Source organism: Paraniabella ginsengisoli, from assembly GCF_022513635.1.
Classification (GTDB): domain Bacteria; phylum Bacteroidota; class Bacteroidia; order Chitinophagales; family Chitinophagaceae; genus Niabella; species Niabella ginsengisoli.
Genome location: NZ_JAKWBL010000001.1, coordinates 183,536 through 196,794 on the forward strand (window position 1 = coordinate 183,536; position 13,259 = coordinate 196,794).

Genomic DNA, 13,259 nt, shown 5'->3' on the forward strand with positions numbered 1-13,259 from the left:
TTTATAGAAATGGCAATTTTTGCCCTCGATGATACGTTCCATTTTCCTCCGGTGCATTTAGCCGAAGCAGATGGTTTACTGGCAATTGGAGGCGATTTGTCTGTAGACCGTTTGTTACTTGCTTACCAATCTGGTATTTTTCCGTGGTACAGCGAGCTACCTATACTTTGGTGGTGCCCCAATCCAAGATTTGTATTGTTTCCCAACGAATTAAGAGTTAGCAAAAGTTTACGGCCATTGTTGAACAGGAATGCCTTTAAATTTACTGTTAACAAAGATTTTAAAAACGTCATCACTCATTGTAAAAGTGTGCCCCGTGCAGGACAAGACGGAACCTGGATCAATGAGGAAATTATTGCTGCGTACACCAAACTACACGAGCTGGGTTATGCGCATAGCGCAGAAGTTTGGCTGGATGACAAATTAGTTGGCGGATTATATGGTATCCGTTTGGGCAAAGTTTTTTTGGTGAAAGTATGTTTAGCCTTGTAAGCAATGCTTCCAAATATGCGTTTACAAAATATATACAGCAACTGAAAACAGAAGATGTGCAGTTAATAGATTGCCAGGTGCATACAGAATATCTGGAGAGCCTTGGTGCCAGGATGATTGACGGTTCTGAATTTGACGAGTTGCTGAAGAAGTTTGTCTGAAAATTTCTAAACTCGGGTATGTTGGATTAAGGTGATAAACCTGCGAGGTTTTGAAAACCTCGCAGGTTTTTTTACGTCGAATCTATAGGATGATATATATTCATCAGCACAAGTGAGTGACACAAGACCGATGATTTGTATTCTGCTGCTGATATACAAAAAAACTAAAACCTTGTAGCAAAAACATTGGGTAACATATCGCGCCAGGTAGGCCAATCGTGTTTATAGTTTTCGCCCCAGTTATCAAATTCGTAATTGATACCTTTCTCGTATAGAACTTTTGCAAATTCGCCGCCTGCACGCGGATCTTCGTGGGCGCCGCTTCCGGTAAGAATATGAATATGGTTGCTACGCCTGATGTTTTCGAGTATGCTGTGGTCTGTCAGGTTGGGCATATAATGTTGCGGACTATTGAAGTAAACATTATCGTCCATGTATCCGTTGCTATAATAAGTAAGATCGTAAACGCCGCTCATTGCAATAACACCGTTGATAAGATCGGGGCGTTTTAAAAATAAGTTCATGCTGTGAAGTGCGCCAAAGGATGCACCACTTATAAATATCGGCGTTTCGGGACTTGTTTCGTTTTTGATGTGTGGAATTACTTCATCATAAATGTATTGGTTCCATTGCGCATGTCTGTGCGACTTATCCCAGTTGGTCATATCGTTATTGAGCCAACTTTCATTATTGACGCTGTTTATAGAAAATACTTTCATTTTGCCATCATTTATAAATGGCGCTAACGAATCGATGAGTTGAAACCTTTCGTACTCCAAAAAATCTGCCGCCGCCGTTGGAACGAGTAATAGAGCAAATCCATAATCGCCGTAACTAACAATGGGCATTTCTTTATTTAAAGACGGACTGTACCAGCCAAATATTTTTCTATTCATGTGCAGTGTTTAAATGTTATGTAAAATAGAATAATAATATGATTCGTAATCAGGATTTTTCAACTTCATCTGTTTCTTAAAGCCTTTTATGTAAAATGCTGTAATAACCAGTTATTTTTGCTGCTTAATTTATTCAGTTTAAAATAAAATATGGCTTTAATTCAAACTGCAGAAAGGGTATCACATGTTGAAGAATCAGATAATTATGTATTTCAGCGGTCGCTTTTTGCGTATGCGGAAGCAGCAAAGCTTGTAAACGGCAAAGTATTGGAGCTAGGCACCGGCAGCGGTTATGGTATTGAAATGATTGCTTCAAAAGCAACAAAATTTGTAACGTTGGATAAGTTTGAAAACACCAATGTGAATGAACTGGTAAAGGCCAACGGCAACATTGAGTTTTTAAAAACAACTTTTCCGCCACTTACGGGTATTGCAGATAATAGTTTTGATTTTGTAATCACCTTTCAGGTAATTGAACACATTAAAAGCGACAAATTATTTGCGCAGGAAATACATCGTGTATTAAGGCCTGGTGGCAAACTGATTGTAACTACACCCAATAAAAAAATGTCGCTGACGCGCAATCCATGGCATATTCGTGAGTACCTGGTTCCGGAGTTGAAAGCGTTGCTACTGCAAAGTTTTAGCTCAGTAAAAACATTGGGTGTGTATGGCGATGATACGGCGATGGAATATTATCATGCTAATAAAAAAGCTGTTGAAAAAATAACCAGGTTTGATGTGCTGAATCTTCAATACAACCTGCCACGTTGGTGCCTGCAAATTCCTTATGATATTATGAACCGATGGAACCGTAAAAAATGCTGAGTAGTGATAACGCAATGGTTTCTAAAATAAAAATGACGGATTACTTTTTGGCGGAAGCCGGTAATGATTGCTTGGATTTGTTTTATATAGCCGAGAAGTAAGTATTTCGTAAATTTGAGGTACAAAAAATACAAGATATGAGTGTTTTAGAAATGCAGCTTGCGGTAATAAAGGAAGTTTCAGAATTGAAAGATGAAAAAGCTTTGAAAGAAATATTGGAATACTTATCCAAAATACCTTCAAAAAAGAAGGGGAGGCATTGAATCTTTCACAACATTACGACAAGGTTAAAAGCATGTATGGAAATGTGTTGAAAAAACTTGCCCAATGATTTCTTTAGAAGATGTGCTTAATTTACATGATCTGTCTATCGACGATTTTGGAGGTGCCAAAGGAGTAAGAGATATAGGTCTTTTGGAATCTGCTATAGCAAGACCATTTCAAACCTTTAGCGGCGATTTTTTATATCCATCTCCATTGGAGAAAGCTGCTGCACTAATAGAAAGCATCATTGTCAATCATCCATTTATCGATGGTAACAAGCGCACCGGAGTTTTAGCAATGATTGCCGTTTTATTTGAATACTCCGTTCATATAATGGCAAGTGAAAACGCTCTTTATGACTTTTGTATCAAAATTTCAACAGGTGTCGGTAAATACAATGACATTGTTGAATGGTTAAAAATGAATACCTCAACTTTCTAATATCTCCTTTATCGCCTTAGCTTTTAACAAACTTTCTTCCCATTCTTTTTCTGCATCGCTGTAAATGGTAATGCCGCCTCCAGCTTGAAAAGAAAGGTATTGGGTAGATTGGTTATACATCATACTTCTGATAACTACATTAAAATCAAAATCTCCGTCAGCGTTTATATAACCTAAAGCGCCGGAGAATATACCACGCTTACTTTTTTCATATTGATCAATTAATTGCATCACTTTTACTTTGGGCGCACCCGTCATAGAACCCATAGGAAAAGTAGCATTAATAATGTCTTTGAATTTAACCTCTCTTTTTAATCTGCCGCTAACTGTTGAGATCATTTGATGCACCTGCGGAAAACTGTAAATGCCAAACAGCTCGTCTACTTTTACACTTCCTTCTTCACAAATCCGCGAAAGATCATTTCTTACCAAGTCAACAACCATCACGTTTTCGGCGCGGTCTTTTTCGCTTTGTAAAAGAGCAACTCGTTCTTTTTCCGGATCATTATTTTGATGACGTTGCAAAGTTCCTTTTATCGGCTGGCTAATGATCTGATCCTTTTCCTTTTTTATAAATCTTTCCGGACTGGCACAAAGCAGCCATTTATCATCAATTCTGTATAAACCCGAAAATGGATTGGGCGATTTTTCGCACAGTTTATTAAATAATGAAAATGGGTCTGCTAATACATTTTTTACAAAAAACTCCTGGCAAAAATTTATCTCATAGCAATCCCCGCGTTGTAAATGTTGCTTCAACTGATTTAGTATTGATAAGTATTCATTTCTTGATATTTTACTTTCAATTTGCTGAAACTGTTGCTCGTACTTGCTTTCAGGCGGTACTGTTTGCTGAATATTGTTGAAAATTTCTTCTGTATCTGTCGCTTCAATTATTACTTCACCGTGCTTTAGCGTCAGTAAAATTTCAGGCTCGAAGAAAAACAAGTCCGGAAAAAATAGTTGATCGTTTTTATAAGAATGGCTTATTTTTTCGGATGTTGCCAATTCGTATCCAAGATGCCCAAAAAGCCATCTTGCTTTTTTATTAATAAATAATTGAAAGTTATCGAGCGCATCAGGCGTTGATGAGTTAAAACTTTCTGAAACACCTGCGCCCACAATAAGGTCATAACCATTTTGATATTGGCTACTGTCTAAAAAGCAAAAAGTGCTGAACTGTTTTAGCCAATTCAACACTTTTTGTTTAAAAACATTTGTATCGCTTACTGCAAAATTGCGCCGCAATTGATTTGTTTAATAAATAGATTATTAATAGTTAGTAATCATCATCTTCATCGTCGAAGTCATCTTTGCCGCCGCCGCCGAATAAGTCTTTAAACTCATCATCCACTTTGAAATCATCATCATCGTCGTAAGACTTCTTACCACCGCCACCGGTGGCTTTTCCTTTCGATTTGGGCAGATCAAACTCTTCAAAGTCTTTATCCCAATCTTCCTCTTCCTCTGCCTTTTCCCAATCGTCGTCGACCTCTTCCGCATCCTCATCGTCGTCATCTTTTTTACTCGCCTTACCTTTTTCTTGGGCGCTTCATCCTCCTCAAGGAAGTCGTCGTCTTCGTCAGACCCTTCCTCTTTTTTCGATTTTGAAGAATTATTTTTTACAGGCTTTTCTTCATCATAAGCCTTATCTGTTTCGCTTGTTTTTGATTTATTTGACTTTGCCATTATCTAATAAATTAGAATGTAAATTTTAGCCGAACTTTTTAAACCGCCAAATTTTTGAAATAAATTTTTTTAGAAAAAATATTAGACTACAATTAATTGATCCCTTTCAGGTCCATTAGAAATAAAGTCCACGTTCACGCCCAAATAGCTATTAATGAAATCAATATATGATTTTGCTTTTTCTGGAAGTGCCGCCGCATCTTTTACCTGACTGATATCAGTATTCCAGCCTTCAAATTTTTCCAGCACAGGTACGTAGTGGTCCAAGTCTAAACGCAATGGAATTTCTGTCAACTCCTGTCCTTCTTTGCTATATGCTGTACAAACCTGTAATTCTTCAAATTCATCCAAAACATCCGCCTTGGTCATCACAATTTTCGTAACGCCATTAATCATGCAGGCAAAGTTCAATGCCACCAGGTCAATCCATCCGCAACGGCGTGGACGTCCTGTGGTTGCTCCGTATTCTTTACCTATATCACGTAGCTTTTGTCCGTCAGCATTTTCGAGTTCTGTAGGAAACGGCCCGCTACCCACACGTGTACAATATGCTTTTGTAATGCCGATCACATCTTTAATATGTTGCGGAGCAAGACCTAAGCCGCTACAAACACCGGCGGAAATAGTGTTGGAAGATGTTACAAATGGGAAAGTTCCGAAGTCTATATCCAACATACTTCCCTGCGCACCTTCCGCCAATATTCTTTTTCCTTCTTTCAATAATTTGTTGATGAAATATTCGCCGTTTATAATATTCAGTTCTTTTAAAAATTCAACAGCTTTAAAAAATTCTTTTTCGTCAGCGCTAATATCATCAGTAAAATGATAAGTATTAATAATAACCTGGTGTTTTTGTTTTAGCTGTTCATACATCTCTTTAAAATCTTCCCTCAGCAAATCGCCAACACGCAATGCATTTCTGCCGGTTTTGTCCATATAGGCCGGGCCAATGCCTTTAAGTGTAGATCCTATCTTTCCTTTACCTTTTGCTTGCTCCGATGCTTTATCCAACGCTCGGTGTGTAGGAACGATGATATTGGTTCTCTCAGAAATGAATAGGTTTTTTTCAGGTCGATGCCAAATTCAGCAACTTTTTCACATTCTTTTTCAGGGTTATTGGATCAAGCACCACGCCGTTGCCAATAATGTTTACTTTCCCTTCATGAAAAATACCAGATGGTATTTGGTGCAGCACTATTTTTTTCCATCCTTGTATAAGGTGTGGCCTGCGTTTGGGCCACCCTGAAAGCGGGCTATAACATCGTAATCTTTAGCAAAATAGTCAACAATTTTACCTTTTCCCTCATCGCCCCACTGCAGCCCTAAAATTACATCTACCATCTACTGTGTTTTATGTTTTTAAAATGAAGTGCAAAAATAAGGGTTCGTATTGATGTGTAGTTTGGTTTGTTGGTGAACCCGGCAGTAAATATATGGCATCGGTCTTGCGTCGCACTTTTCAACTGTAATACTTATGGCATCCTGCATATTCGCCGCTTATTACCCGGAAGCTACGCATCCGCCTATTGTAGTTTGGCTCCTTCGGAGCCAGTGTCAACTTGTAAACCCGTCAACCAATAACTTTACCCAAACCTACTTCGGAATATCTTCAGTATCATATCTTTCTACCGACTCAATCCCACCCACTTCAAGCAGCCTGTTTACGAGATTGTCCAGCTCCTCTTTGTCGTGCACAAATACTCTGATATTACCCTCAAAAACACCTTCAGTAGCTTCAATAGTAAGTGCTGCAATATTTATTTTCAGTTCACCCGAGATCAGATTAGTGATTTTACTCACCATTCCTACATCGTCAATTCCAATGATCATAATACCAGTAAGGAACGAAATCTCTTTGTTTTTGGCCCATTTCGTTTTTACGATTCGATGCCCATAATTGGCCATCAATTTTGCAGCATTCGGGCAGTTGGTACGATGTATTGTAAGCCCCTTTCCTGTAGTTACAAAACCAAATACGTCATCACCGGGAATGGGTTTGCAGCAATGGGCCAGGTTGTACATTATTTTATCGCTGCTTTCACCAAAAATGATCAACTCCGCATCTTTCGACGGAGCTGGGTGATGTGTAGGGCTTGGCTGCGTTTCTGTCTTTACATCAGTTGGTTTTACGGGTGCTGGCGCTTCTAACCGGTCGCCAAAAACTTTAAATTCTTTTAATTCTTTTAAGTCAATATTTTTAATGGCAATCTGATAAAAAAGCTCCAGGTTGGAATTGAGTTTGTAAAAATGAGCAATGGCCTCAATATTCCCCTGATACATAGTTACGCCCATACCTTCCAGCTTCCTTTGTAAAGTGTATTTGCCTTCGTCTGCAACCTGTTTTTTTCCTCTTTTAGCGCATCTTTAATTTTTGTCTTTGCCTTTGCTGTAACAACAAATTTCAGCCAGTCTTCAGATGGTTTTTGTTTATTACTTGTAATAATTTCTATCTGGTCTCCGCTGCTTAACTTATGACTTATAGGAACCAGCTTATGATTGACTTTTGCTCCTATTGTTTTTGCACCGATAGCTGAGTGAATAGAAAACGCAAAATCCAGCGCGCTGCTGCCGGCGGGCAACATTTTAATATCGCCTTTAGGCGTATAAATATAAATTTCCTCGGTAAGGAAACTACTTTTGAATTCCTGTAGAAAATTGACACTGTCGGGATCCTCGTTATTCAGCGTTTCCCTTATTTGCTGAAACCATTTATCGAAGCGGTTTTCAGTAGCTGTGCCTTCTTTGTATTTCCAATGAGCAGCCAGGCCTTTTTCAGCAATTTCATTCATCCGTTTGGTGCGTATCTGCACTTCCACCCATTTACCGCGCGGCCCCATTACAGTGGTATGCAGCGCTTCATAACCATTTGCTTTGGGATTGCTCACCCAGTCGCGTAAACGCTCTATCGAAGGCGTGTATTCGTCCGTAATTAAGGAGTACACTTTCCAGCATTCTTCCTTTTCTTTTTCAGGCGTACTGTCCAATATAATACGAATGGCAAAAAGGTCATACACTTCTTCAAAAGCAACCTGCTTTGTTTTCATCTTGTTCCAAATGGAGTGGATGTTTTTCGGCCGACCGTAAATTTCAAAATTGAAATTGCTTTTTTCGAGTTGTTCACGAATAGGTTTGATGAACTCATTGATGTATCGGGTTCGCTCTCTTCTAGATTCAGCAAGACGCCGCGCTATGTCCTTATAAATATCTGGCTCCAGATATTTCATAGCCAAATCCTCAAACTCCGTTTTAATAGCGTATAACCCCATTCTATGCGCCAATGGCGCAAATATGTAAACTGTTTCAGAAGATATTTTCAACTGCTTTTCCCGCTTCATGCTATCCATCGTACGCATGTTGTTCAGGCGGTCTGCCAGTTTGATCAAAATAACCCTGGGATCATCAGTAAGCGTGAGCAGAATTTTTTAAAATTTTCTGCTTGTTGAGAAACTGTTGTATCAATGAAATTGGAGATTTTAGTAAGTCCGTCAACGATCCTTGCTATTTCGGGGCCAAATTCTTTCTCAATATCCTGTAAGGTGATATCAGTATCTTCAACTGTATCGTGCAATAAGGCACAAATGGTAGAACGAACGCCCAGGCCAATCTCTTCCACGCAGATTTTTGCTACAGCGATGGGGTGTAGAATGTAGGGTTCACCGCTTTTCCGCCGCATGCTGCTATGTGCATCCGCCGCCATTTCGAAAGCAGCGCGAGTAAGATCTTTATCGCCCGGCTTTAATTTGTCTTTTAAAAGCCGCATTAGCGAACGGTATTCTCTTACAATGAGTTTTCTTTCTTCCTCATCGTTCAGGTTATATTTGGGTTTTTGCTCTATAGTCTTCATTGTCAATATCCTGCGTCTGATCTAATTATTATTGTTCAGCAAAACTTATGCTGACAAGTTTGTAAATGTAATATATGTAAAAACTATAACAATTGTGAGGCGGGAAAAGATGCGTGAAGGTGAGTGTAGACAAGTATTCTAGGAGCCAATTTTTCAATTCTAAAAAGCAAATAATAAAAGTTGCAATATTGAGGAAAACCCTTACTTTTGCTGCCCGATTTAAGTTCTTACCGGATGTGGTGAAATTGGTAGACACGTCAGACTTAGGATCTGATGCCGCAAGGTGTGGGGGTTCGAGTCCCTTCATCCGGACTCTTTAGTTTAAGGTTTGATGTTTAACGTTTGAGGTTAACTTTTAAACCTTAAACTATTAAACTTCAAACTTTTTTTAATTAATGGCTACAATAACTAAAGAACCGATAGGCCAATTACACGAAAAAATCAGTGTAAAGATAGATAAGGCCGATTATCTCCCTTCGTTCGAAAAATCTCTGAAAGAATATAGCAAAAAAGCAAGTATTCAAGGCTTCAGGCCTGGTAAAGTACCTGCCGGTCTTATCAAAAAAATGTACGGACCTTCTTTATTTACAGATGAAGTTTTAAAGTCTGTAGATAAGGAGTTGATCAATCATTTACAAACTGAAAAGGCTGAGATTTTCGCACAGCCCTTACCACTCGACACCGATCTTGCAAAATTGGATATAAACAATCCCAGTGATTATACTTTCGATTTTGAAATCGGATTAAAACCTGAATTTGAATTAGCTGATCTGTCTAAAGCAGATATCACTGGTTATAATATTGATATTACAGACGAAATGATCAATGAGGAAATTGACAGGCTTCAGAATCGTTATGGCAATATGACCGATAAAGATGTGGTTGATGGCTCGAATAACGTACTGAACGTAACTTTCGTTGAAGTAGATGCTGACGGAAATGAAGTGGCAGATGGCCTTAAAAAAGAAAATTCTCTTCTCCTGAGCTATTTTACCGAAGCAATTCAAAAAGAATTAAACGGCAAAAAAGTAGGCGACAGTATCAATATTGTGCTGGCTGATGCCTTTGAAGATAAGGAGCTGGAATTTATTGCTGCAGATTTGGGATTGAATAAGGATGAAGAAGCTGACAAAAAGAAAGCTTTCAAACTGAACATCTCAAAAATAAGCGAACTGGAAAAGAAAGAGTTGAACGAAGAATTATTTACTCAGCTTTATCCGGAAGGAGATGTGAAAACAGAAGAAGAGTTCCGCGCTAAAATAAAAGATCAGATATTCAATTATTGGGCTTCTCAAAGCCGTAACCAAATTCAGGATCAGATCTTCCATAAATTGGTGGATAATACTAATATCGAGTTTCCAGAAGCATTTTTACGTAAATGGCTGGTAACACAAAGTGCGCAAGAGCAAGGCGAACAACCTGCAAAAACGGAAGAGCAGATTGATACAGAAATGCCTACATTTCTAAATCAATTAAAATGGACATTGATCTCTGAAAAGGTGGTCAAAGATCAGGGTGTTGAGGTAAAGCCTGAAGAATTAAGGGCTTTTGCTCAAGCGCAATTGTTTAGTTACATGGGTGGAATGATGCCTAACGATACTGAGCAACCATGGGTGAATGATTACATCGACAGAATGATGAAAGATCGTAAGTATGTTGAAGATGCTTACAATCGCATTCAATCTGAAAAAGTTTTTGAGTGGGCCGAAACACAAATAAAGCCAACAAGTAAGCAAGTTAACGCAGAAGAGTTTACTAAAATGGTAAACGAGCATCAACACGCTCATCATTAATAAGTTTCTGCATAAAATATAGAAAGGCGCTTTTAAAGCGCCTTTTGTTTTTCTGTAATAAGCCCGATATCAACAGAATGTTTTAATGCATCGCGGCTATGCGTGAAATAGCAAACGGGCACATCTCTTCCTGACACCTGATCGAGCTCAGCTATTACAGCAGGCTTCTTTTTTTGCCTACACACCTAATATATACACAATGAATAAGGTCGGGGAAGTTTTTGACAAGAGAAGCATAAATATATGGATCGTGTTGGGAATCATCACCTAACAATATAAACCGTTGAGTCGGGTAAGCTTCCAATATTCTTACAATCCGGGCAAACTTACTTGCATGATTTTTTTGTCCGCTTTTAAGGACTTTTGACAGTGTTTGTATCTGATTTAATAAACAAATACCGTCGGGTAATTTATTTTTTCTGATGAATACATTTATAAAGTCGTACAGGTTCCATTCGCTGCTGCTTACATAAAAAAAGGATTAGGCTTTTCTTCGGTAGTTTGCGCCAGTTGTAGCGCCTGATAATGCTTTACAACACCTTCAAATGGTTGTCGGCTATGTGCATTTCGGGTCAATAAAAGTTTTAATCTTTTGAAAATGGACGCTGAATGGGAAATAAGGAAAGTATCATCTATATCAGAAATGAAAGTATATTGGTTATAAGCCGGAATTGTTATCTGAAAAATAGCCGAGCTTAATTTTTGCGTACCATTACCGCTCTTAAGTGTGACTTCCACCTCATAAATTCCGCTGTTCAGGGCATTGTCATTGGGAAGGTCTAAAGAGAAAAAGCCATCCTTCTGAGAGCGTGTTTCATAATTTTTTCCTTGCCATATTACTTCAATTAACGCATCTGGCATTGTTTTTACCATAAATGTCTTAAGTAAAGACAGCGTGTTATGAAAAAAACCTTTTTATAGATCTCCCTCGGCGATGCAGAGCGGTATAACGCATGGCCTAAAACGGTGCAATGGCTTGCATTTCCAAAGCCTTTGTATAGCTTTAAGTGCGGTTTATTATTAAGTTCGAGTTTACGTTGTAGAAAGTTTTTAAACACTTAAAAGATTTTAAACAGAAAAATAATGTCGGTCAAAATTCTTTTCATCATCAATAACATTGCAGGCAATAAAACCATTGACTGGCAATCTGAAATTAAAACTTATTTCAATGGTAAAAATGTGGAGCTGGATTTTTACGACCTTACCGATCCGGTTGATTGCGGCGCACTTGATAACTACATAAAAAGTGCCAAAGCAAATAAGGTTGTGGCAGTTGGCGGGGACGGAACGATAGCGCTTGTCGCCGAATCGGTACAAGGAACCGGAATGGCGTTAGGAATTATACCTGCTGGATCAGCTAACGGAATGGCCAAGGAATTGTTGATTCCTGTAAAGCTACCTGATGCGCTCAATATTATTGAGAATGGGGTAGTTACAGGTGTTGACACGATTCTTCTAAATAATGAACACATGTGTCTTCATCTAAGCGATGCGGGCATTAATGCACAATTGATTAAAAATTTTGAAGAGGGAGATACGCGCGGTAAAATCGGCTATCTAAAAGTAGCCTGGAAAACATTGGTACGGCGCCAGTCGCTCAATATTAAAATAGAGCATAATAATTCTGTTATAAACAGAAAAGCATTTATGATTGTAATTGCAAATGCGGGGAAATATGGCACAGGAGCAGTTATCAACCCCGTAGGAGAAATAAATGACGGTATTTTCGAAGTTGTGGTAGTGAAGCGATTGTCATTTTTCGGTATCTTAAAAATGATGTTCTCACTTGGCTTCGACAAAAAAATATCGAAATATACCAAACAAAATCTGTTGATATCATTTCAAAAAGCAGGATACATTTTCAGGTTGACGGAGAATATATCGGTAAAGTAAAAAATATCTCAGCCGTTATACAGCCCCAAAACATACAGATAATTTTGCCAACTGCTTATCTTGAAAAGAGTAATATCTGATCCTAAACTGCCCAATTGACCTCAAAAAATTCGCGCTTTCAGTCAACATGTCATCCTTTTTTGTGTTTTCTTAAATGGACAGATATTTGTTTAGGTCTGATCTGTACATTTTATGCTACGATATAAAATTCGATGCAAAATTTTATGTACGTTTACCACATATCAAATAATATATATGACTTATAATTCCGAGTTTGAAAAATATGCCGTAAAGCACAGAGGCATTTCAAGTAATACGCTTCACAGCTACGGTAATCATTTGGTTACGGCACTTACGCCGAATATTATTGAAGAGCGTCCTATGAACGTTGCTGTAATGGATGTTTACAGCCGTTTGATGATGGATCGCATCATTTTTTTAGGCTATCCTGTTACCGATGAAGTGGCCAACATCATCACAGCGCAATTGTTATTTTTAGACAGCACCGACCGTGTTCGTGATATTAATATGTACATCAATAGTCCGGGAGGCAGTGTTTATGCGGGTTTGGGCGTTTATGATACGATGCAGTATGTATCTCCTGACATTGCAACTATTTGCATAGGGATGGCCGCGTCTATGGCCTGTGTTTTATTAGGTGCGGGTACTAACGGAAAAAGAGCCGCCTTAAAACATTCGCGCATTATGATGCACCAGCCAAGCGGCGCTATTGGCGGCCAGGCAAGTGATATTGAAATTACGGTGAACGAAATCCGCAAGATTAAAACCGATTTGTATGAAATAGTGAACGAGCATACCGGTAAATCTTTAGAACAAATCGAAAAAGATTTTGAGCGCGATAAATGGATGACAGCACCAGAAGCAAAAGAATATGGTTTAGTGGATGAAGTGTTGTTATTAAATAAGAAGAAATAATTTTTGATACCAGCTGTAGCAC

Annotated in this window: 14 protein-coding genes, 1 tRNA gene and 3 pseudogenes; 8 read left to right on the forward strand and 10 right to left on the reverse strand. The window is 38.5% G+C overall.

What is annotated here, in order from left to right; translation table 11 throughout:
* The first annotated feature begins 9 nt into the window (after positions 1-9).
* Positions 10-653: pseudogene (aat, locus tag MKP09_RS00975) on the forward strand (leucyl/phenylalanyl-tRNA--protein transferase).
* Between the two features lie 164 nt (positions 654-817).
* Here the strand turns inward: aat and MKP09_RS00980 are convergent.
* Positions 818-1,549 carry an esterase family protein gene (locus MKP09_RS00980; RefSeq protein WP_240825807.1) on the reverse strand — a complete coding sequence of 244 codons (732 nt, stop codon included), beginning with the start codon at positions 1,547-1,549 and terminating at the stop codon, positions 818-820.
* Between the two features lie 150 nt (positions 1,550-1,699).
* Between MKP09_RS00980 and MKP09_RS00985 the strand changes: the two genes are divergently transcribed.
* The 3 genes from MKP09_RS00985 to MKP09_RS00990 all read left to right on the forward strand — a co-directional run bounded on the left by MKP09_RS00985 (position 1,700) and on the right by MKP09_RS00990 (position 3,082).
* On the forward strand, positions 1,700-2,377 hold the full coding sequence (locus MKP09_RS00985; RefSeq protein ID WP_240825810.1) for a class I SAM-dependent methyltransferase: 678 nt from the start codon (positions 1,700-1,702) through the stop codon (positions 2,375-2,377).
* Positions 2,378-2,514: 137 nt separating this feature from the next.
* Entirely contained in the window at positions 2,515-2,640 is a 126-nt protein-coding gene (locus MKP09_RS25110) for a hypothetical protein (protein ID WP_262915053.1), read from the forward strand.
* Positions 2,641-2,704: 64 nt separating this feature from the next.
* Complete coding sequence (locus MKP09_RS00990) at positions 2,705-3,082, forward strand: type II toxin-antitoxin system death-on-curing family toxin (RefSeq protein WP_240825812.1); 378 nt, start codon at positions 2,705-2,707, stop codon at positions 3,080-3,082.
* On the opposite strand, the gene MKP09_RS00995 is transcribed toward MKP09_RS00990, so the two are convergent.
* From MKP09_RS00995 to MKP09_RS27175, 7 genes and pseudogenes are all read right to left on the reverse strand, one after another.
* Positions 3,071-4,330 (reverse strand): anthranilate synthase component I family protein, encoded by a 1,260-nt coding sequence (locus MKP09_RS00995; RefSeq protein ID WP_240825821.1) that lies wholly within the window; start codon positions 4,328-4,330, stop codon positions 3,071-3,073. The genes MKP09_RS00990 and MKP09_RS00995 overlap by 12 nt on opposite strands.
* A 24-nt stretch (positions 4,331-4,354) precedes the next feature.
* On the reverse strand, positions 4,355-4,771 hold the full coding sequence (locus MKP09_RS01000; protein ID WP_240825823.1) for a hypothetical protein: 417 nt from the start codon (positions 4,769-4,771) through the stop codon (positions 4,355-4,357).
* Between the two features lie 81 nt (positions 4,772-4,852).
* Positions 4,853-5,854 carry an adenylosuccinate synthetase gene (locus MKP09_RS01005; RefSeq protein WP_394801018.1) on the reverse strand — a complete coding sequence of 334 codons (1,002 nt, stop codon included), beginning with the start codon at positions 5,852-5,854 and terminating at the stop codon, positions 4,853-4,855.
* Positions 5,838-6,112: pseudogene (locus MKP09_RS27745) on the reverse strand (adenylosuccinate synthetase). The gene MKP09_RS01005 and the pseudogene MKP09_RS27745 overlap by 17 nt, the downstream one beginning before the upstream one ends.
* A 252-nt stretch (positions 6,113-6,364) precedes the next feature.
* On the reverse strand, positions 6,365-7,063 hold the full coding sequence (locus tag MKP09_RS01020) for an ACT domain-containing protein (RefSeq protein ID WP_240825852.1): 699 nt from the start codon (positions 7,061-7,063) through the stop codon (positions 6,365-6,367).
* Positions 7,054-8,115 (reverse strand): RelA/SpoT family protein, encoded by a 1,062-nt coding sequence (locus MKP09_RS01025; RefSeq protein ID WP_394801019.1) that lies wholly within the window; start codon positions 8,113-8,115, stop codon positions 7,054-7,056. The genes MKP09_RS01020 and MKP09_RS01025 overlap by 10 nt, the downstream gene beginning before the upstream one ends.
* A pseudogene (locus MKP09_RS27175) lies at positions 8,089-8,615 on the reverse strand (HD domain-containing protein); the annotation flags it as partial. The gene MKP09_RS01025 and the pseudogene MKP09_RS27175, both read right to left, overlap by 27 nt.
* Before the next feature lie 230 nt (positions 8,616-8,845).
* Here MKP09_RS27175 and MKP09_RS01035 point away from each other — a divergent pair.
* A tRNA-Leu gene (locus tag MKP09_RS01035) sits at positions 8,846-8,927 on the forward strand.
* Positions 8,928-9,010: 83 nt separating this feature from the next.
* Entirely contained in the window at positions 9,011-10,408 is a 1,398-nt protein-coding gene (tig, locus tag MKP09_RS01040; protein ID WP_240825862.1) for a trigger factor, read from the forward strand.
* Between the two features lie 154 nt (positions 10,409-10,562).
* Here the strand turns inward: tig and MKP09_RS27750 are convergent, their stop codons facing one another.
* Both MKP09_RS27750 and MKP09_RS01045 read right to left on the reverse strand, forming a co-directional pair.
* Entirely contained in the window at positions 10,563-10,856 is a 294-nt protein-coding gene (locus MKP09_RS27750; protein ID WP_394801020.1) for a phosphatase domain-containing protein, read from the reverse strand.
* Between the two features lie 17 nt (positions 10,857-10,873).
* Positions 10,874-11,269 carry a phosphatase domain-containing protein gene (locus MKP09_RS01045; protein ID WP_240825864.1) on the reverse strand — a complete coding sequence of 132 codons (396 nt, stop codon included), beginning with the start codon at positions 11,267-11,269 and terminating at the stop codon, positions 10,874-10,876.
* 222 nt (positions 11,270-11,491) lie between these two features.
* Here MKP09_RS01045 and MKP09_RS01050 point away from each other — a divergent pair, with 222 nt between their 5' ends.
* Both MKP09_RS01050 and MKP09_RS01055 read left to right on the forward strand, forming a co-directional pair.
* On the forward strand, positions 11,492-12,301 hold the full coding sequence (locus MKP09_RS01050; protein WP_240825866.1) for a diacylglycerol/lipid kinase family protein: 810 nt from the start codon (positions 11,492-11,494) through the stop codon (positions 12,299-12,301).
* A gap of 255 nt (positions 12,302-12,556) precedes the next feature.
* A complete protein-coding gene (locus MKP09_RS01055; RefSeq protein WP_262915054.1) occupies positions 12,557-13,237 on the forward strand; it encodes a ClpP family protease in 681 nt (226 codons plus the stop codon).
* The last annotated feature ends 22 nt before the right edge of the window (positions 13,238-13,259 follow it).